This is a genomic window from Acidicapsa borealis (assembly GCF_059115245.1).
In genome coordinates this window covers 5884330-5903629 of sequence record NZ_JCACNY010000001.1, presented here as the reverse complement: position 1 = coordinate 5903629, position 19300 = coordinate 5884330, and the positions used below count along the sequence as shown (strand labels likewise).

Sequence of the window (19300 nt, the reverse complement as noted above, 5' to 3'; positions counted from 1 at the left end):
CAACTCGCTATCATCAAACCATGCTAGTCCTCGCCTCAGCCTCTCCCCGCCGCAGCGAACTCCTCACCCAGGCCGGCTTCCACTTCGAGATCCACCCCGCCCACATCCCCGAAGACCCCCAACCCAACGAAGACCCCATCCACTACGTAACCCGCCTGGCAAGAGAAAAAGCAGAGGCCGTTTTTGCGAAGCTTTCCGAAGGGGCAGCCCCACCGCAGGTGGTCTTAGGCGCAGACACCACCGTCACCCTCGATAACCACATCCTCGGCAAACCCGAAAACCCAGCAGACGCCGCCAGAATGCTCCGCCTCCTCAGCGGCCGCACCCACCGCGTCATCACCGGCGTAAGCCTGGTCACCGCCCACCGCACTCAGACCGCCGCCGAAGTCACAGCAGTCCAGTTCCTCACCATCTCGGAAGCAGAAATTCAAGCCTACATCGCCACCGGCGAGCCCAACGACAAAGCCGGAGCCTACGCCATCCAGGGCCACGCCGCCCGCTGGATCCCCCGCATCGAAGGCTGCTACTACAACGTGGTAGGCTTGCCCATCTCCCTCGTTTCCACCCTGCTCACCACCGTGCTCTAGAGAAGCCGTCCGCCACTACCCAAATCCCACGCGTCACAGGTACGAAGCACCAGCCCCAAACCTGTTCCCGGAACAATCCGTAAATTCATCCGTCGACAAAGAAACAGCAGCCCCACGCAAACTCAAGTAAAATCACCCAGTCATCACCCGTACGCCCGGAGAACACCATGAACGCACGCACCATCGCAGGAATCCTCGCCACCCCCATCCTCGCCGCCACCCTACTCACCACCGGTGCCCTTGCACAGGAAACCGCCAAGCAGGACATCAAGCAGGCCGGCCACGACACCAAGGAAGCCACCAAGAAGACAGGCCACGCCATCGCCAAAGGCACCAAGACCGCCGCGGTCAAGACCAAGGAAGGCACCGAGAAAGGCGCCGAGAAGACCAAAGAAGGCACAGTCAAGGCCTACGACAAAACCAAGGAAGGCACCGAGAAGGGCGCTGAGAAGACCAAGGAAGGCACCGTCAAGGCCTACGACAAGACCAAGTCCGGCACCAAGAAAGTCGTCCACAAAACCGCCAAAGGCACAGAGAAAGCCGCCGACAAAGTAGAAGACAAATCCAAGCCCAACAACTAACGTCAGCGAAGTAGCATCAACCCAGCAATCAAAAAGCTAGAGCGGACTCCTCAATGAGCCCGCTCTAGCTTTTGTTCTTGCCCTTGCTTCCGTTCTCGCCCTTGCAGCTGCTTTTGTTCTTGCCCTTGCCTTTCTCGTTTGTCATTCCCGAAGGGAATCTGCTTCTGTCTTTGCCTTGCCCTTCCCTCCACCACCCCTCAACCCAGAAAACTCCATCCCATCAAAACCACCCTCAACCCAACCGCAAAAACCAGCATCCCACCCACATGACCGCAAAGAAGTCCACCACCCCCTGCTGGCCCGGCTACGAACCCGTCCCCGGCAAAGCCCGCAACGAAAAAGGCAGCTGCCAGCCCAAGCCCGGCAAGCAGACAAAGTCCGTCCGCAAAGCCGACCAGAAAGCCGCAGCCGCCAGCAAGCTCCAGAAAACAAAACCCCGCTAACTCACGAATTCACCACCGTAACCGCCCGCCCCACATCGGTCTCCACCTCCTCCACCAGAAACTCCGCCAGGTCCGCCCACGTAATCGCGTGCCCCGTTTCACCCGCGCCAGGCACCAGCCCCGGCTTCGTAAACCGCGCCGCATCCCGCACCAGCACCGTCACCGATTGTCCCCGTCGCAGCGCCCGCTCCGCCGCCTGCCCGCCCGTCTTGCCCGTAGCCCCCAGCACCAGAATCTTCATCGCGATCCCTCTCGCAGCCCATAACAAGCAACTCAAGCCCGCTGAAGAAACTCCGTCTTATACTTCTCCGCCAACCCCGCAGCCTTCGCGCGAAGCGCCTGCTGCTCGTCCTCGCTCAACGCCGGTGGTGCCTCCGTCCGCGACCCCACGCGAACGCCAACTTCCTCGAACAACTCCTCCTGCCCCGCCGGCGCACAAATGCAAAGCATCCGCACCGCCGCGTCACTGGAGTTATGAAACTGGTGCGGCGCATTCGCCGGAATATGCACCGTCTGCCCCGCCCTCACCACAGACTTCGCCCCGCGAAACGTAGCCTCCATCTCGCCCTCCAGCAAGATAAAAGTCTCCTCAAAATCATGCCGGTGCGGAGGCGGCCCACCCCCCGGCGGCACATGCATATCAATCAAACAAAACTGCCCCGCCGTCTGCTTCCCCGAAAGCAGAATCGTGTACGTATCCCCCACCAGCCCGATATGCGTGAACCCCGCATCCTCCGCATTCGCCACCACCAACCCACGCAACAGATCATCCACCCGCATGCTCATAGCAATCCCCTCTCACTCGCAAAAAGCATACAAGCACCCATGAGCCTTCACTGCCCAAACTCGCTCCGGTCCCTCAAATAAATAGAAATTCCCAGCCCACCAGGCACGCCTCAAGACTCACCCCTGCCATCGGACCGTGTGTCCACAAAGCCTCGTCCTACGCCCTCGCACTTGCAAATGCTGTTGCCCTCGCCGTTGTTCTTCCTTTTGTTCTTGCCTTTTGTTTGTCATTCCCGCAGGGAATCTGCTGTTGCTCTTGCCGTTGCCTTGGCTCTTGAGCGCCAACGGCGCGCAGCCATACCAGCCCAGCCCAACCAGGGTCCCGGCGACAGATCTTCGTTGCTGGGGCTGGAAGCCCGCTCCATCCAAGCGACCGAAACAGCCCAAACGCCCTCCCCACATCCTTCAATTCGAACCAGTAGCAGTCAGTCTGCCACTACGTTTCCGCAAAGACACCCCACCACCCACCAGGCCAACTAGATTCCCCGTATCCCATATCCAACCCATGAAGCGCTTAAACCGAAAGCCGAACCACACTCCAATCGAGACCTACTACGAAACCCACACCCGCTTCGACAACTTAGGCAACATCCCCAGCAATTGACAGCGCAAACCTACAAGGGGTTTCAACCCCTGAGATAGGCTGTCACCCACAATTCGGAACGGCCAGAATGAGGGAATCCAAGGCTTCATCCGGGGTAATCACCAGCCACACAAACACCGCATCAAGGACCCTCGATGATCCCGAGCGCCTTCCAATCGAAAGCCAAATTGTCGACCCAAGGAAACGTTGCCAACCTGCGAGTCAGAATTCCCCAGAACAGACTTTCGTTCGCGAACCTGTAACTCGAGGAGCGACGCGCTAACGCGCTGCGTTTCCGCAATCCAAACGCTTAAGCATCCAGTTTTCCCAAAGTCACATCACGAAATCTCCCTCAAGCATTTCCCCGCCCACACCCGTTTCCCATATCCAACCCATGAAGCACTTAGAACTAAAGCAGAATCCCCCCATTAAGGCCCATTAAGACCTCACCCGCTACTTTCCGTCAGTTGCTCTCAGAGGGTAGGCCGAGGACTTATCCCCGGCAATTTAAAGCACAAATCTAAGCGGGGTTTCAACCTCTGAGGTATGCTTCCGTCAAGCAGACGAGCATGTCTTTTCGGTTTAGCCCATTGGATTCGCAAGTATTGTAGATACCACTGTCAATTGGGGCGCTATCGAAATCTATATGGGCGAAAGGAGGCAAAAGCATAATGCCTAGGGCTATGGCGAAGAGCGGGCCACTCAAAGTGGAGAACTTTGAAGACTTCCTCAAGCTAACGAAGAATACTCGCAAGCAGTGGGAATTTGATTCTGACGATGTAGGCGGACCGTGGTTTCGCGGACAACAAAGAAAGCATTGGAAGCTTCTCCCGAATATCGCGCGGATAGGATGCTTCGATCGAGCGACAGAGGACGAGATACGCGAAGAATTTGTTGTCCGCGCACCAGCCTTGAGCCGGTTTGAGGCACTTCCAGTCAACGACTGGGACATGTATTTTCTTATGCAACACCACGGCGCACCGACGAGGCTCTTGGATTGGACAGAAAGTCCAGTAATCGCGTTGTATTTTGCGGTGCGCGATAACCCTGGATATTACGACTCCGCCGTTTGGATTCTTGATCCGTATGAGTTGAACTATAGAGTCATCCGCAAAAGGGAAATCGTTGCGCCGAGTGCTTCGGGAGTGAATCCGAGAGATGCTAGGCTAGTTTCGCCTTGGCTCCCAGAGAGATGGTCCAAGAGGGCTGTACCAGATCTTCCACTTGCCATATTTCCAACCCACATTGCACGCCGTATTAGCAGTCAACGATCATGCTTCACTATCCATGGTAGCGAAGAGAACGGATTCTCCCAATTTGTAGACGGTCCAAGAGCGTGCCTGAAGAAGGTCACCATTCCAGGCTACGCGGTACAGAGCATCAGGACAGACCTACAGCAGTTTGGGATAGACGATACAACCATTTTTCCCGACCTCGAAGGACTCGGGCGTGCCCTAGCCACGAGCTACAAGGCAACGAATTCCGATTCGCCGCACCGCGGCGTATACGTTCGTTTGAGGCCATCGAAGGTTCTCAAGGGATCCGTCGGTGTCTTCGCGATAAAGCGAATCCCTAAGGATACAAGGGTATTTGCTTACGAGAACGAAGAAATCTATGGACCCCAAGAGCATCGATTCCCAAGTCCCTGCCGCTCAGATCACTCTACAAAGACTTTGCGATTATGAATGATGGGCGCTACGGATGTCCCACTTCATTCAACAGGCTAACTCCGGCTTGGTTCATGAATGATTCAAAGTCACCCAACACGTTATGCGATGAGAATTATGACTTCTTCGCGCTGCGCGAGATTTCTGCAGGAGAAGAACTGACTGTCGACTTTGATACCTTCAACGATGTAGACGTTTGAAAGTCTCAAAACTCTCAACTAGGGGATATCAAGTTGCTTAAACGACTCGCCGCTGGCGTTAAGCAATCCATCTGCAAATGGGACATCTTCCCTATACCTACGCGCTGCCAAATCTTCCTGGCCACTGAACCGGCTACGCCGCCAACCTAAAGTGAGGACTAGTCTGCATCCCTTACGCCCCAAAGGTCCAGAAACACGTAGCGGCATAACCAACTACCCCCATCGTGAAGACGACCCGGAATACATCGTCCGCCTCATAGGCCAGGTAATAAGCGTCAGCTAAGAAACCGTCCGCCTCGTCAAAGAACTATCCACCTACCCATCCAATAAATCCGCAAATCACCACCGCTGCGGGTGCCCACCTTCATCGCGCATCCGGCTTCCCCAACGACAGGCCTTCGTCGTCGGGGTGGGCACGTGCGATTGAGGTGGGCCTATTTCGTGCAAAGCACGAACTTAAGGGAGGAGTAGCCTTCAGGCTACTCAATGCAGAGAGTAAAGAAATCCCTCTAGGGGTCTCGCAAGCCGAAATATGATGACCCCGACCGCCATTCACGTGACTCACGCACGATTCGTCCCACCGCCCAACAATACCCGCACTTCCTCTATCAGGACGGCCGGATGCACAGGCTTATCGTAAAAACCGAACCCAAGCAATCGAGCTTCAGTAACCAGTTCGGTGCCCACCTGCGCCGCAAGCAAAATTGCGCGGCATTGTCGATACCGGGCCACCACCCGCTTCGCCAGCTCAAGGCCATTGATCCCGCCTAAAATCATCTCTGCAATGAGAATGTCCGGCTGCCAGGTCTCTGCGATCTTCATCGCCTCATCGCCGGATCGGCAAGTCCTAACCTCGTAACCCTCCTGCTCAAAGATCAGTTTGAGCGTCAGGCCCGTCACCGCACTGCAATCGACGACCAATAGCCGGTAGCTCACTCTCGCCCTTGCCTTTCACACTCCACACTCACACTAGCCTTTAGCCCCTCGCCAGCAGATCCATCAGCACATCGAAATCCTCCAGCCGCCCGTACTCGATAATCACCCGCCCACGCCCGCGCGTATCCTCGATCTTCACCCGCAGACCCAGCGCCCGCTGCAGCCGCTCCTGCGCTTCCTTCACATTCGGGTCGATTGCAGGCTTCTTTTTCTCCTCTTTCGCCGGCTTGTCGGGAAAAAGGATGTTCTGTACCATCGTTTCCGACTGGCGAACAGAAAGCGAAAGTGCTAGGATGTTCTTGACCGCGCGCTCCACGTCCTCGCTATGTTCCAGGCCCAGCAAAACCTTGGCATGGCTATAACTCAAAACCCCGGAGGCCACCTTATCCTGCACACCCGTTGGTAATTTGAGAAGTCTCAGATAGTTCCCGATCGACGCCCGGTCCTTGCCCGTCCGGTGTGCCATCTGCTCCTGCGTCATCCCGAATTCGCGACCTAGCCGCTCGTAAGCCCGCGCCTGTTCGATCGGATTCAGGTCCGCCCGCTGCAGGTTTTCGACGATGGTGATCTCCATCGCCTGCTCGTCGGAAACATTGCGCAGCACCGCCGGAATCGTAGCCTTCCCGGCTTTTTGTGACGCCAGCCATCGACGCTCGCCCGCAATCAGCTGGAATCGCCCATTCGGCAGCGGCCGCACCAGGATCGGTTGGACAACGCCAGTCGCAGCAATAGACTCAGAGAGTTCCGTGAGCAGCTTCTCGTCAAAATGCGTTCGCGTCTGGTAAGGATTCCGGTCGATCTCGCCAACCGGAATTTCCATCGGCTTTCCCGCCTCACTGGCCTCTTTCGCCGGCTTTTCTTCCTGGACGCCCACAACAGCAGGCGGTGCCTCCGCCATGACCCGCGGCAGCAGTGAATCTAATCCTTTACCCAGTGCCCTGCGCTTTCCATCTCCAAGTCCCGTTGCCATATCCCAATCTCCTGTTTTCTAAATTGTTCCACGTGGAACAATTGGCTCTACAGCCGATCTATTCGCCCAGGTTTGCCGCCCGCGTCTCAAATCTCAAATTGTTCCACGTGGAACAATTTGGACCAGGACTCAGCCGTAGGGCCAGAATTTGACTGCTTTCGCCGGTCTGGACGCCGCTTCCGCTTCGGCCTTTTTCCGCTCTTCGGCTCGCGGGCTGACAATTTTGTTGCGCTCCATGTATTCGGCTGCTAGCTCGAAATAGGCCTCTGACCCGCGCGACCTGGCATCGTAGAGCGCCACCGGCTTACCGTGGCTGGGCGCCTCGGCGAGGCGGATGTTGCGCGGGATCACGGTCTTGAAGAGCCGGTCCTTGAAATACTCGCGCAGAGTCTCCGAAACCTGCTGCGCCAGGTTGGTCCTGTCGTCATACATCGTCAGCAGAACGCCCTCGATGGTCAGCCGCGGATTGAACGCGGCGCGAACGCGTTCGAGATTCGACACCAGCTCGGAAATTCCTTCCAGCGCAAAATACTCGGCCTGCATCGGTACGATCAGGCTGTCTGCAGCGGCGAGGGCATTCAGCGTGAGCAGGTCGAGCGCGGGCGGGCAGTCGAGGATCACCAGGTCGTAATTCTTCTGTACGTCGGCGAGAGCTTTCTGCAATCGCAGCGCCCGGTCGTCTTCGCCGGCCAGTTCGAGATTGGCGCCGGTGAGATTCTTGCTGCCGGGCAGAATGGTCAGTGTTTCGATCTCGGTTGGTAGCAGGACGCTGGCGGCTGTGGCGTCGCCCATCAGAACGTCATAGATGGACTGGCGCTGGTCGTCGCGTCCGAGGCCGAGGCCGGAGGTGGCGTTGGCCTGCGGGTCGCAGTCGACGAGCAGAATTTTCAGTCCGTCGAGGGCGAGGCAGGAGGCGAGGTTGATGGCGGTCGTGGTTTTGCCGACGCCACCCTTTTGATTGCCGATTGCGAGGATTTTTCCCATGGCCTATAAGACTATCGGCTGAGGCTTGGGAGGGGAAGGAGTTCGGCCTGTGCACAACTCTGGAAACTGTGGAGAACTCCAGAAAACTGCACAGCTTCGTCGGACGTGAGGCAATTGTTCCACGTGGAACAATTTTGAGGTCGGATGACTTTTGAGGCTAAAAGCAGATTCCCCTAGGGAATGACAGAAAGAAAAGCAAGAGCACAGACAACAGCTAACTGCTGACAGCTAACTGCAGAACTGAGTGCAGAACGAGAAGGAAAGCAGGCGCAATTGTGTGGTGAGTACGTTGCTACCGAAGCTGATTCGTTTCATGGGCGGGGCTGGATTTGGATTGTTCCACGTGGAACAATTGCGCACTGGGCTCGAAATTTGAAAAGGGAGAAGCAGATTCTCTTCAGGAATGACAGAAAGAAAAGCAAGTGCAAGAACGCCCGCAGGCCGTTTTCATGACTCAGATTACGCTCAAAGCGGAGATTCGTTTGAATTGTTCCACGCGGAACATTCTTGGGTGAATGGCGATATTTTGCATTGAATGGGGATATTTATGGGTTCAATGGCAATTTAGGCTTTTCGGGCGGTAAGCAGGATGCGATTTGTTCCACGCGGGAGGGGTTCCGAGTGGGTGGATTGCAAATTGCGATATTCGGGAGTGGATTCGATCTCGGGAAGGCTGGCGGTGGTGGTCAGGATGGCCAGGAGTCCGTTGGAGGCTAGGAGTCGGATGGCGGCTGGGAGGGCGGCGGCCATGTTGTCTACTGCGCGCATGGTGACGCAATCGAATTTGTCGGGGAGGGTTTCGGCGCGGGCGGAGTGGATTTTGGCCGGGAGCTCCAGGATCCGGACGGCTTCGCGGAGGAAGGCGGCTTTCTTGTTTTGGGATTCGGCCAGGGTGACTGTAATTTCGGGGCGGAGGAGGGCGATGGGGAGGCCGGGGAAGCCGGCGCCTGAGCCGAAGTCGAGGAGCGTCTGGATGCCTTGCGGTAGGGCTCGGGCGGCGAGGATGGATTCGAGGAAGTGACGGCTCAGGATGCCCTCTTCGTCGCGGATGGCGGTCAGGTTGGTTTTGGCGTTCCATTTCCGGAGGAGGGTGAGGTAGTTGGTGAATTTTTCTTCGAGCTCTGGGGCGAGCGGGGTGGAGCTGGATTCTATGAGGAGTTGATTGAGACGGGATTGTTGGGCCGACATGGAGTGATTGTAACGAGAGGAAAAAGGGCTGGTTTCAGGCGGCGGGGCTTATTTTCGCATGCGCCAGCCGGACTAGCTGATCTGCCTCATAACGGCGGCCGGGGTCCTTCTGGATGGCAGCCTCGTGCTGGTCATAGGACTGGACGATGAACGCAGCCTGCTCGATGGAGAGGAGGGGTGAATGGACAAGCAAAGCGCGAATGCACCAGTAGTGTTCGAACGGGCTGCGGAATTCGCTGAAACAGCTCAGGAGGAACGGAAGGAAATGTGAGGAAACGTGAGCGGCGGCGATAGCCAGGGCGACGATGCGGCTACCGTCTGAGTTGGTGGCCGCGTTGGAGTCGAACAAGGTCTGGAGCGTATCCGGGGAAAGGTCGGCAATCGTGAGCTGGACTGCCAGGACAGCATCGGTCATGGCTCGGGTCCGGGCGTCACCGGCGGGCTGGGTATGGCGGATGGTGGTGTACCTGGCTGCGTGGTTCGCGAGCGCTTCGGACACGGCCGGATCCGGCCCTGGAGCATAGGAGGCTTCAGGCAGATCCAATGCGGCACGCCTGCCGCCTGCGGGGGACGAGTTCTCCGAGGGTGAATCGTCGACGCCGGCAGGCTGATCGGATTGAGGAGCCGCCTGGGGGGACGAGTCGTTGTAGAAGCGGGGAGGAACGACGGAAAGGATGAAGGCGAAGTCGACGCCTTGCAGGGAAAAGGGATTATCGCTGAGAGAGTCGCCGGCTGCGTTTGCAGTGGTGGAAACGCCGTGCCGGAGCAGTTTACGCACACCGTGCTGCTGGAACAAGGGGTCGGCGGCAGCACCCAGAGCGTCTCTTTCGAGGCCGCCAAAGAGGTCAGCGATTTCCGAGAGCCGGGGGCGCAGGTCGGGGAAGCGCATCAGCAGGGCAACGACCTTGGCGATCTGCTGCGGAGTGGTGACGGCCTTCTGATCGGTTGAGCGGTCGAGGAGGCCGCGATTGCTGTGAATTGTGAGCGCGAGCCGAAAGGCGCTGATGAACTGCTTGAGGCGGCGAGGGTTATTGCCAAAGATGGGGGCGACCATCTCAACGACGACCCGGACGGTCGGATTATCGTCTTCGATGCGGATGCGAATCCGCCGCACGCGCTCCTCGCGAGAGGAGGCACCGCGACTGGATGTGACGGGCGGCGCGAACGGAGGCTCGTTTGGCGTTTGCGGGAGAGGGATTGAGTCTGCCTTGCCTGAGCGCTGCGCAAAACGAGTGAACAGGCGTAACCAGTAACGGAGGAAGATTGTTGTCCAGGGCGGTGGAGCGGGTTGGACAGCAAGGCTGGCGAGGAACAGGTCAAAGCTCTGGGGGCTGGAGATGTACGGGATGGTGAAGGTGAGCTGAATGAATTTTTCCAGATAGGAAGAGCCGAAACGGATGTAGCCCGTGGTGGCGGAGGGTGCGGAGAGCGGTGTTGGCTGAGGGAGGCGTGTGTCGGCAGTTTGATCTGAATCAAGCTGGGTGGCGGCGGGTGGCTGGATGGGAGGGATAGATGCGGCAAGGGCGGGTGTAGGAGGAGCGGGCGCGTATTCGGGCAGAAAGGTGATGAGGTCCTTATACTTTAAGGCGATGCCGGCGGCGACTTTCTCGCGATCCATGCCGAGGATGAAGACGAGGTTTCCGGTATCAGCAATCATCAGGTTGATGGCCTGCATGAGCTCGGCGGCTTTGGGGACGTCACATCGGTCGAGGTCGTCCACAAAGACGAAGACGCGTTCGCGACCTGCGTAGGCGCGGACAACGCGGGCGAAATCTTCGTGGAAGGTTTCAATGAATGCGGGGTGCTCGGAATAGCCAGGGTCTGACAGGTATTTCGTGAGCAGTTTCTCCATGGGGCTATGAATCTTGTGGAGGGCGGCAAGTACGCCGATGAGTGCGAGCGCGCAGGAACCCCAGAAGCCTTTGCTGCCCCAGAATGCGTTGAGTCCTTTGAAGTCCGAGGACAATGAGCCGAAGAAATTCAGGCCGTATTTGAGCCATGCGCTGTTCGGATCGACGCTGTGGGTTATGGCCAGGACGAGTGTCGTCAGCGCGAGGAGAAAGAAGAGCTTGAAGAGGAAGCTCGGGAGTGTGATGCGGGATGCGAAGAGTTGGAGGTCTCCGGACCATGCTCGCCGGAGCCCTACTCCTCGGCGGAGGCGGGCTGCGACGGCGAGAGCAAAGGTAGCCCAGAGCGCGTCCTGCTTATCGTGGCGCCATGCATTGAAGCGAATGGTGTGGCGCTGGCGGGTGGCGAACCATGCGCGGAGGGCAGGCCAGGGGTTGGGCGGTGCGTCTGAGGGCCCGCCCAGCCAGGGCGGGAGTCTGGCGAGAACGCTTTCGCGCCGGGTGGGGCCGGCGAGGGCTTCTTCGAGTTGAAGCATGAAGGAGGATTTACCGCTGCCCCATTCGCCTTCGATGGACAGTGTGAAGGGTGGGGTGGTTGCGTCGGAGAGCAGTAACGCGGCGAGGACCTCTACGTACGGACGAAAGCCGAGCGAGTCAACGCGGGTGGGGTGGTCGCCGACGGCGCTACCGGCTATCTCAGTGAAGTCAACCCGCGTGGTTGATGACGGTGTGTGCATTCGCTGCTTAATGTAGCACGAGAGCAATTTTGCGGCAGAGGATGATTTCGTCTACATACAGCTCAAGCAACTTTCCCATAGAAAAACAGAGCCGAACGACAACCGAGGGAAGCCGGGTGGTCCTCAGGTAGCAGTCGTAGACATGAGAAGAGCAAGGGCAAGGGCTAGGGCAAGAACAACGGCAACTGCAACAGCAAAAACAAAAGCAACAGCAAATGCAGGTCCTTCGACTACGTCCTTCGGGCTTCGCTCAGGATGACGGCATTTTTCATTTTTTGGGGAGGTGGAAGGGAAACAGCAGATTCCCTTGGGGAATGACAAACAAGAGGGGCAACAGCAAAGGCAACGGCAACGGCAACTGCAAGGGCAAAGGCAACGGCAAATGCGAGGGCAACGGCAAAGATAAGAGTAGAGGTAGATTCGCTTGTTTTTGGGATTGGTGTGTTGTGGTGAAGTTTTCGAGGGGTATTTGGCGATTGCGGTGAAGTTTATGGGTGCATCTGATCAATTTAGGTGTCAGTTTGCAAGGTTTATGAAATGATTACGATACGATGAATCGGCTTTCACGAGCCGCAGAGCTATGTCTGCCGGTCCAGCGTGACGTACATAAGCGTAATCCTGCACTCCTTTTGGCCTAAAGATTTTGCGATTGCGATGGAAGAGCGGAAGACCGCCCCGGAGACGATTGCGAAGACGACAACCTGCCACCTCAGGCACAACGTTTCAAGTGGAGACTCAACGATGAGAAACAGATTTTTTATCAAGGCGCTTGTCGTGGCCTTTGCGGTACTGCTGTGTTGTAGCTACGCACAGGCGCAGACCGTAACGGGCACGATCACGGGCACGGTTACCGATCCGAGCGGAGCAGTGGTTGCCGGTGCTCAGGTGACGGCCCACAACGTAGGAACCGGCGTGGACTCGCCAGCAACTACCAATGCAACAGGCTACTACCGTATTGAGTTCCTGCCGATTGGCCGCTACAGCGTGACGATTGCGGCGAACGGGTTCGGGACGAAGGCTTTGCCGGAGTTTCAGCTGGAAGTTCTGCAGACGGCGAACTTCAACGTGAAGCTGGAAGTGGGCGGCGGATCGACGACCGTGGATGTAACGACGGCGGCGCCGATTCTGAACACCAACGATGCTTCCCTCGGTGGCGTATTTACCGCCAACACGATTTCGAATTTTCCGCTAAACGGTTTGGACTTCTCGGCACTGACGTTGTACATTCCGGGTTCAGTGAGCACAGCGGGTACTTCCGGTACGACGGGTATCGAGCGCAGCCTGCAGTACACAGACACTGTCAACGTGAACGGCAATCGTGCCCAGGCGAACAACTTCACGCTTGAAGGCATCGACATGAACGAGACGTTCAATAACCTGATTGCTTACAGCCCTGCACCTGAGTCGCTGGAAGAAATCAAGGTACTGACTGCGAACTCGCCTGCAGACTACGGTAATGTGAATGGCGGCGGCGTGATCAGCGTGTTGAAGAGCGGCACGAACGCTTTTCATGGTTCGGCTTACGGCTACGTGCAGGACTACCGATTGAACGCGGATAGCTGGTATAACAATCACTCCCTCACGCCGACGGCTACCAATCCTTTTTCGCAAGCGCAGTTTGGCGGAACGTTCGGCGGGCCGATCAAGCGGGACAAGCTGTTCTTCTTTGTGGACTATCTTGGATCGCGGTATCACAATGGCGGATTGCAGAAGACGAGCGTCTTTACGCAGGCGATGCGGAACGGCGACTTCTCTGCACTCCTGACGGGATCAAATCCTATCCAACTGTATGACTCGGAGAAGGGATTTGCTCCGTATGTGGGGAACTTGAATGTGCCCATTGTGAATCCGGTGGCGAAGTTCCTGTTTGCGCATCCTGAGTTGTATCCGCTGCCGAACGCGACGCCAACCGATGGTATTGTTGCAAGCGATTACGTTGCACCGCAGCGTAACTACAAGGCGAACAATCAGGGCGACATCAAAATCGAATACGATCCGAAGGCTTCGGATAAGATTACTGGCTTTTATTCGATGTCGACTGCTTATGACGGACAGACGCCCCTTCTGTTGATCTCGTTTCCGGGTGTGAACCTTTATCCGACGAAGTTGTTCGGATCGAACTGGGTCCACATCTTCTCGCCGTCGCTGGTCAATTCAGCGCGTGTTGGATTTACACGAACTACGTGGAACACGGGACTGCCGCAGGATCCGAGCGGGCAGTTTGGAACTTCCGGCAACTCCAAAGTTGGTATCACATTCCCCAATCAGGCGTATGACGGGTTCTCGAATCAGGGAATCAATGGCGGTATTGCGAGCCTTGGAACTCCTGCGTTTGATGGCGGACTGATTGATAACACGTACAGCTACATCGACAATGTGACCTTGCAGCATGGCCGTCACTCGGTGAGCATGGGCGTGCAGGCGCTGCGGTATCAGAACAATTATCCGACGAGCAACAACAACGGATACCTGGGATCGTTGAGCTACAACGGCAACTTCACGAGCAATCCTTCCGTTGCCAACGCAGGCGGCTGGGGTGGCGCGGACTTTGTGCTGGACCGCGTGAGCAGCGCTGCGGTGACGCTGGCAAGTGTGAACGTAGGCCAGCGGCAGTGGCGTGTGGCTGGGTTTATCAACGACGACTACAAGGTGACTCCGCATCTCACGTTCAATATTGGTGTGCGGTATGAGGTGGATGAACCCTGGATTGAGTCGAACAACAAGACCGGCAACGTGGATGAAGTAACGGGACAGGTGCTGTATGCGCATGCGATACCGGCGGGCGCTCCCGCAGGATCGGGCCTGTGCAGCACGCGTGGCTGCTATGACACCAACTTCCGGCAGATCATGCCGCGGCTTGGGTTTGCTTACCAGGCTTCGGATCGTCTTGTGATTCGCGGTGGCTATGGCGCGACGAGCTTTTATGAGTCGAACTCGTCGAACCAGCGTCTGACTTCGATCACGCCATTTATCCAAGCGGTGAATGTGAAGACTGTTGCACCGACGCCAGGCAACGGGGGCACTCCGCGCACCGCGGAAGAAGGCTTTACCGATGGCGATTTGACCGCGACAGGAACCTACAACGTCTACCCAAAGAATATCCAGCCAGCATATGTGCAGGAGTGGAGTTTGACGGCGGAGTACGCGCTGACGCATACGCTTTCGCTGCAGGTTGGTTATGTGGGTGAGCAGGGTCAGCACATTGAAGACTATGGCAATCTGAACCAATGGAAGGTGAATGGCGATCCAACGTCTGCGCCTTTCTACAACAACCAGTACATCGGTGTGAACGCTCCGCAGGGTGTGGGGTCGGGCATACTGCTGGTAACTGAGTCACGTGCCATGATGAACTACAACGCGTTGCAGGCGGTGCTGCGGCAGCGTATCAGCAATGGGCTGGAGTTCACGCTGAATTATACGTATAGCAAGGCGTTGACGAACAGCCTGGGTAACTATGCGCTGAACGTGAATGGCTTCAGCGGCGCATTCCAGAACTACTATGACTCGGCGGCGGATTATGGTCCGGCGGGCTATGACGTGGCACACAATGTTTCGGGCACGCTGACCTATGCGCTGCCGGTGGGACATGGGAAGCGATACTTCTCGAGTGCGAACCGTTTTGTTGAGGAGGGCATTGGCGGTTGGAAGCTTTCACTGGCTGGTGTGGCTTATACGGGATTCCCGGAGACGATCACCGGACCGGGGAATAACTCAAACAGCTACGGCACTTCGCGGCCTAACCAATATCGCAAGCTGAAAATCGTTCACCGGACGATCGATAACTGGTTCGGCACGGATCCTTCGGCTACGCCTTGCACGGATCCAGGTGTGGACAACGGAGTTTGCGCGTTTGGAACTCCGGCGCCGAACACGTTTGGCACGGGACGGAACGGCAACGTTCGCGGACCTGGGTTCCGGAACATGGATGCTTCGGCTGCGAAGGATTTCCGGATCGTGGGCGAGCATGCGGTCGGGTTCCGGTTCGATGCGTTCAATGTGTTCAACATTGCGAGCTATGGCAATCCTGATACCGGGATAACGGATAGCAACTTTGGGAACATTTCGAATCAGGGGCCTGGGGCTACGCGATCGACGGAGCGGCATCTGCAGTTCTCGGCTCGGTATACGTTCTAAGCTGAGTTGGATTGATTCACCAAGGGGCTGCCTTTGCGGGCGGCCCCTTTTTGTTTGCGCGGAGCGAATCTGAGTTAGTCTAGTGGCAACTTCGTATCGGCTGGTTTGGCAGGGGGTAACTATGTCCCGGTGTGGCGCTCTTTTTTTCTCTGGGGTGATTGCTTGTGGCTTGCTTGTGTGCGGCTTGCTGGCTGGTGTGGATGCGGGTGCGCAGGCTTTGGCTGGGCAGGCGGATGCTGCTGTGCCGGTGATCCGGACTGAGACGAATCTGGTGCTGGTGGATGTGGTGGTGGATGCCAAGGGTGCTGCTGTGCATGGCATTGATATGAAGCGGTTTCATTTGCTGGAGGATGGCAAGGAGCGGCCTTTGCTTTCGGTGGATGAGCATCGGCCTGGGGATGCGTTGGGGGCGGGGAGTGCTGCGCAGAATTCGGGACCGAGTCCGGTGCTGGCGGAGCATGTGATTACGAACAAGCCGCAGTATCCTTCGACGGCGGCGGTGAATGTGTTGCTGCTGGATGGGTTGAACACGGCGGTGAAGGACCAGGCGCGGGCGCGGCAGCAGATGCTGGATTATCTGGGAACGATTGCTCCGGGAACGCCGCTGGCGATCTTTACGCTGACGTCGCGATTGCGGCTGGTGCAGGGATTTACGACGGATCCTGGGGCGCTGGCGGCGGCGATGAAGAGCGGGAAGGCGCTGCCGCAGCCATCGATATTTTCCAATGGTGATCTGGGGAGTACGCCGGAGTCGGCTTCACAGGGCGGATCGGTTGCGCAGCCCGGGTTGAATATTCCGGGGGCGGGGCAGTTGTTTACTTCGGATATGGCGGGGATGCAGACGGATATGCGGGTGCGGACGACGATGGATTCGCTGCGGTTGCTGGCGCGGTATCTGGATGGGATTCCGGGGCGGAAGAATCTGATCTGGTTTTCGGGGTCGTTTCCGGTTTCGATGGACCCGGAGAAGGTGTCTTCGGATTCGTTTCGCGGGGCGGCGGACTATCGTGACGAGTTACGCAAGACGAGCGTGGTGATGAATGCGGCGCGGGTGGCGGTATATCCGGTGGATGCGCGGGGATTGATGACGCTGCCGACTTCGGATATGGCTTACCGGCCTTCGTCTGGCGGGTCACAGGGCGGGCAGGCGATGGCGCTGGCGATGGCCCGGGACAATGCGGCGGCTACGAGTGGCTTAATTGCGGAGCATTTTGCGATGGAGCAACTGGCGGCGGATACGGGTGGGCGGGCGTTTGTGAATACGGGTGACTTCAAGGGCGCGGTGGCGGAGGCAGTCAGTCATGGGTCGAGTTACTACACGCTGGCGTTTGCTCCGGTGGCGAAGGGAGACGATGGGAAGTTTCACTCGTTGAAGGTGAAGGTGGATGGCGGGTCGTTCGACCTGGCTTACCGGCATGGGTATTTTACGGATGACCGGGATAAGGCGAACTCTCCGGTACAGAACGGGCTGATGGCGGAGGCGCTGCTGAGGGGTGCGCCGCCGGCTACGGAGATTGTGTTCGATGCGCGGGTGCTGGGGGTGGATGATCCGCTGCTGCGCGCGGATACGGGGGTGGGTGGTGGGCCCCAGGGGGAGTTGGCGCAGAAGATCACGGGGCCGACGAAGCGGTATGTGGTGGATCTGCGGCTGACGGAGGGGAGTTTGGCGTTTGCGGCGGATGCGCAGGGGGTGCGGCGGGCGCTGGTGGAGTTGGCGGTGGTGGCGTATGACGGCGATGGGGAGCGGGTGAACTATTTCGATAAGGGCATGACGCTGCGGCTCAAGCCGGAGCTGTATGCGGCGATGGGAAAGAGCGGGATTCCGCTGCGGGTGCTGCTGGATCTGCCGGCGGGGGATATGCATCTGCGGGTGGCGGTGCGGGATGTGTCGGCGGCGAAGGTAGGATCGCTGGAGCTGCCGCTGAGGGTGGTTACTGGGCGGTTGACGGCGGCTGCGCGATAGCTGGTTTCGCAGTGCGCGGGGATGAAGTTCTCTTCGCAGTGAAGCATTGATTCGGGGTTATGAGTTCCCTGCTCCCTCAGTTCGTGCTGCGACGCAGTTAGAAAAGTAACGAAATTTAGAAGAGTAATCCTTTTTATAAGAGCGGATTTTTTCTACAAGAGTTAGTGGTTTTCTTGTTATCCCGATAAGTTGATGTTACAGAAAATTATCTTGACTTGCCGGCAGTTTGGGACGAGAAAGGATGGGCCTCCGAACTGCGGCAAAGGGTAGGGATCAAGCCGGCTTCGGTGCGGAGCTCATTCCTAGATCGAGGTTTTCCCATGGCACTTCCGCATCCGCATGCTCGTCCTATAGCTGCACCGCTTCCTGCCGCTCGCCTGCAACAAGGCGCGGTCCGCACGCGTACTCCTAAAAAGAATGGTTCGCAGGCTCACCCGGGTGTCACTGCTCTGAACCCTGTATCGCATCGCAACGTGGGCTATCAGCCGCTGCCGCGTCCGATTGGACTGGCGCCTTATCACTATTCGCTGACGGATAACTTCGCGGAGATTGCGGCTAACTGCGCTACCGCGAACAAGATGGTCTTTCACGTGCTTGGTGATTCGGGCGGCGTGGTGGATGGAGAGTATCAGGGGCATGTCGCCGACAAGATGGTGCTGGATCTGAATGCGGATGATCCGGCGTCTCCGCAGTTCTGCTATCACGTTGGGGATGTGGTGTATTTCACGGGTATGCATGACGACTATTACCCGCAGTTCTATGAGCCGTATGCCGCGTATACCGCGCCTATCTTTGCGATTCCCGGCAATCATGATGGCGAGGTGGATGACCCGACTGTGCAGACTTCGCTGGATGGCTGGGCGGCTTACTTCATGCAGACGCATCCGGATGTGGATCCGATCTCGAAGGATGCGCCTCGCGTGGGGTTGTCGCTGCCGAATGTTTACTGGACGTTCGACACGCCGTATGCCACGTTCATCGGGATGTATACGAACGTGCCGGAGGGTGGATCGATCGATTCGGTGCAGCAGCAATGGGTGACGAGTGAGTTCGCCGCGGCGCCGATGGATAAGGCGCTGATCCTGTCCATGCATCATCCGATTTACTCGTTTGATGTGTTTCATTCGGGCAGCTCGAAGATGGCGGATGTACTGGAGAATGCGATTCGCGATACGGGGCGGGTGCCGAACCTGGTGATGTCGGGGCACGTGCATGATTATCAGCGGATCGAGATGGCGATCAGTCCGGATGGGCCGACGCCTTTCATCGTGAATGGCTTCGGCGGGTATCACAACCTGCATAAGCTGCATTCTGCGGTGGGAACGGCCGCGCCGGATACGGGTGCGGTACTGCAGTATGGGCAGGACAAGGCATGGGGCTATCTGACGCTGACGATTGATGCCGATACGATCTCCGGGGTGTCGACGGAGATTGACCGTGACGGCAACGTGCATCAGGGAGATACATTCTCGTATCGGACGGCGGCGGTGGTGCTGGCGGATCCGAAGTCGGTGCCTACGCTTTAGGTTGGGTGATTGAAGAGAGGGGCCCGGGGCTAAAGCCCCTCTCTTTGCTTTGGTTCAGGGGCATGCATGCCCCTGCTCCCTCCGGGTTCGTGCTTTGCACGGATTTGAAGGGAACGGCAGGTTCCCTGCGGGAATGACGACAAACAATTCAAAGACGGTTCGTGCTTT

The 19300-nt window shown here is 57.5% G+C and carries 15 protein-coding genes; 8 read left to right on the top strand and 7 right to left on the bottom strand.

The window, feature by feature from the left end; translation table 11 throughout:
- Positions 1 to 20 precede the first annotated feature (20 nt).
- From AC5S27_RS24045 to AC5S27_RS24035, 3 genes are all read left to right on the top strand, one after another.
- Positions 21 to 587, top strand: a complete 567-nt coding sequence (locus tag AC5S27_RS24045) for a Maf family protein (RefSeq protein ID WP_493937099.1) — start codon at positions 21 to 23, stop codon at positions 585 to 587.
- A gap of 167 nt (positions 588 to 754) precedes the next feature.
- The gene (locus AC5S27_RS24040) at positions 755 to 1168 is read left to right on the top strand and encodes a Synuclein family protein (protein ID WP_493937098.1); all 414 of its coding nucleotides are present in this window, start codon (positions 755 to 757) and stop codon (positions 1166 to 1168) included.
- Positions 1169 to 1434: 266 nt separating this feature from the next.
- Positions 1435 to 1611 (top strand): hypothetical protein, encoded by a 177-nt coding sequence (locus tag AC5S27_RS24035; protein ID WP_493937097.1) that lies wholly within the window; start codon positions 1435 to 1437, stop codon positions 1609 to 1611.
- 1 nt (position 1612) lies between these two features.
- Here the strand turns inward: AC5S27_RS24035 and AC5S27_RS24030 are convergent, their stop codons facing one another.
- Positions 1613 to 1852, bottom strand: coding sequence for a hypothetical protein (locus AC5S27_RS24030; RefSeq protein WP_493937096.1), 240 nt, complete (start codon positions 1850 to 1852; stop codon positions 1613 to 1615).
- Between the two features lie 32 nt (positions 1853 to 1884).
- Positions 1885 to 2397, bottom strand: coding sequence for a cupin domain-containing protein (locus AC5S27_RS24025; RefSeq protein ID WP_493937095.1), 513 nt, complete (start codon positions 2395 to 2397; stop codon positions 1885 to 1887).
- A 1254-nt stretch (positions 2398 to 3651) separates the two neighbouring features.
- Here AC5S27_RS24025 and AC5S27_RS24020 point away from each other — a divergent pair.
- Both AC5S27_RS24020 and AC5S27_RS24015 read left to right on the top strand, forming a co-directional pair.
- A complete protein-coding gene (locus AC5S27_RS24020) occupies positions 3652 to 4665 on the top strand; it encodes an FRG domain-containing protein (RefSeq protein ID WP_493937094.1) in 1014 nt (337 codons plus the stop codon).
- On the top strand, positions 4662 to 4847 hold the full coding sequence (locus tag AC5S27_RS24015; RefSeq protein WP_493937093.1) for an SET domain-containing protein: 186 nt from the start codon (positions 4662 to 4664) through the stop codon (positions 4845 to 4847). The genes AC5S27_RS24020 and AC5S27_RS24015 overlap by 4 nt, the downstream gene beginning before the upstream one ends.
- A gap of 561 nt (positions 4848 to 5408) precedes the next feature.
- Here the strand turns inward: AC5S27_RS24015 and AC5S27_RS24010 are convergent.
- The 5 genes from AC5S27_RS24010 to AC5S27_RS23990 all read right to left on the bottom strand — a co-directional run bounded on the left by AC5S27_RS24010 (position 5409) and on the right by AC5S27_RS23990 (position 11509).
- Positions 5409 to 5783: a response regulator gene (locus AC5S27_RS24010; RefSeq protein ID WP_493937092.1), complete on the bottom strand. Its 375-nt coding sequence runs from the start codon at positions 5781 to 5783 to the stop codon at positions 5409 to 5411.
- A gap of 40 nt (positions 5784 to 5823) precedes the next feature.
- Complete coding sequence (locus AC5S27_RS24005; protein ID WP_493937091.1) at positions 5824 to 6753, bottom strand: ParB/RepB/Spo0J family partition protein; 930 nt, start codon at positions 6751 to 6753, stop codon at positions 5824 to 5826.
- A 129-nt stretch (positions 6754 to 6882) separates the two neighbouring features.
- Positions 6883 to 7737 carry a ParA family protein gene (locus AC5S27_RS24000; RefSeq protein WP_493937090.1) on the bottom strand — a complete coding sequence of 285 codons (855 nt, stop codon included), beginning with the start codon at positions 7735 to 7737 and terminating at the stop codon, positions 6883 to 6885.
- A 564-nt stretch (positions 7738 to 8301) separates the two neighbouring features.
- Positions 8302 to 8925 carry a 16S rRNA (guanine(527)-N(7))-methyltransferase RsmG gene (gene rsmG / locus AC5S27_RS23995; protein ID WP_493937089.1) on the bottom strand — a complete coding sequence of 208 codons (624 nt, stop codon included), beginning with the start codon at positions 8923 to 8925 and terminating at the stop codon, positions 8302 to 8304.
- 34 nt (positions 8926 to 8959) lie between these two features.
- Positions 8960 to 11509 carry a KAP family P-loop NTPase fold protein gene (locus tag AC5S27_RS23990; protein WP_493937088.1) on the bottom strand — a complete coding sequence of 850 codons (2550 nt, stop codon included), beginning with the start codon at positions 11507 to 11509 and terminating at the stop codon, positions 8960 to 8962.
- A 741-nt stretch (positions 11510 to 12250) separates the two neighbouring features.
- On the opposite strand from AC5S27_RS23990, the gene AC5S27_RS23985 reads away from it, so the two are divergent.
- The 3 genes from AC5S27_RS23985 (at position 12251) to AC5S27_RS23975 (ending at position 19132) form a co-directional block, all read left to right on the top strand.
- Positions 12251 to 15643: an outer membrane beta-barrel protein gene (locus AC5S27_RS23985; RefSeq protein WP_493937087.1), complete on the top strand. Its 3393-nt coding sequence runs from the start codon at positions 12251 to 12253 to the stop codon at positions 15641 to 15643.
- A 121-nt stretch (positions 15644 to 15764) separates the two neighbouring features.
- On the top strand, positions 15765 to 17606 hold the full coding sequence (locus AC5S27_RS23980) for a VWA domain-containing protein (protein WP_493937086.1): 1842 nt from the start codon (positions 15765 to 15767) through the stop codon (positions 17604 to 17606).
- Positions 17607 to 17926: 320 nt separating this feature from the next.
- The gene (locus AC5S27_RS23975) at positions 17927 to 19132 is read left to right on the top strand and encodes a metallophosphoesterase family protein (protein ID WP_493937085.1); all 1206 of its coding nucleotides are present in this window, start codon (positions 17927 to 17929) and stop codon (positions 19130 to 19132) included.
- The last annotated feature ends 168 nt before the right edge of the window (positions 19133 to 19300 follow it).